We start from the raw sequence: 1,068 nt of genomic DNA, 5'->3' as shown, positions 1-1,068 counted from the left end.
CCTCGATAGATAGGCTTGGCCGCTGGGGTATATAACCGAAAGTGGTTTCAATTTACGCAAATAGTGATCGCAAAAAGTTAATTTAGCACAAACTATTATAACGGTAGAGTTCCTTCTACCTACGCATGTCGACAGATAGCGAATCACAGAGTAGCGCGGAGCGGAAGTCAGCAATTAAAAAACGTCACGAACAGGCGGCAAATGACGTGTTGCCCGACCATCGGCAGTTGTTCATCGGGGGTTCATGGGTACCGAGTGCCTCTGGCGACTCGTTCGAGACGACGGATCCGACCACCGGCGAGACATTAGCGTCGGTGGCCGCCGGAAACGCCAAGGACATCGACAGAGCCGTTGAGGCCGCGTGGGATGCATACGACGAGACGTACAGTGGGATGTCGACGGCAGAACGACAGGCGATGCTCGATGGAATTGCGGATGCCGTTGAGGAGCACGACGAGGAGTTCGCCCGGTTGGAAAGCCTCGATAATGGGAAGCCGATTTCGGAGGCACGGATCGACGTCGAACTGGTCATCGATCACTTCCGGTACTTCGCGGGGCTCGCCCGCGCCGAGGAAGGACGTACCGTCAACACGGACGACAGCAGGCACGTCCAGACGATCCGAGAGCCCTACGGTGTCGTCGGACAGATAATCCCGTGGAACTTCCCGCTTTTGATGGCGGCTTGGAAGCTCGCTCCGGCGCTATCGGCTGGCAACACCATCGTACTGAAGCCTGCCGAAGAGACGCCGCTGAGTATTCTCAAACTAATGGAAATCACGGAAGACGTGATTCCTGACGGGGTCGTTAATGTCGTTACCGGGTTCGGACCGGGAGCAGGGGAGCCACTCTCGAAGCACCCTGACATCCGGAAATTAGCGTTCACTGGGTCGACAGAAATCGGACGTGAAGTGATGAAAAGCGCCGCCGAAAGCATCACCGACGTGACGCTTGAACTGGGCGGGAAGAGCCCGCTCGTTGTGTTCCCCGATGCAGACCTCGAGAAGGCTGTCGAGACAACAATTACGTCGATCTTCTTTAATACCGGTGAGTGCTGTTGTGCCGGGTCGC

General features: G+C 56.3%; 1 protein-coding gene. It reads left to right on the top strand.

Annotated elements, in window-relative coordinates; translation table 11 throughout:
- Positions 1–125: 125 nt before the first annotated feature.
- A partial coding sequence (locus tag DP106_RS15355; protein WP_120086651.1) for an aldehyde dehydrogenase family protein occupies positions 126–1,068 on the top strand: 943 nt, incomplete at its 3' end.

The organism is Halonotius pteroides, from assembly GCF_003605635.1.
Taxonomy (GTDB): domain Archaea; phylum Halobacteriota; class Halobacteria; order Halobacteriales; family Haloferacaceae; genus Halonotius; species Halonotius pteroides.
The sequence above is the reverse complement of the archived record's forward strand: the minus strand, read 5'-3'. Positions and strand labels throughout refer to the sequence as shown.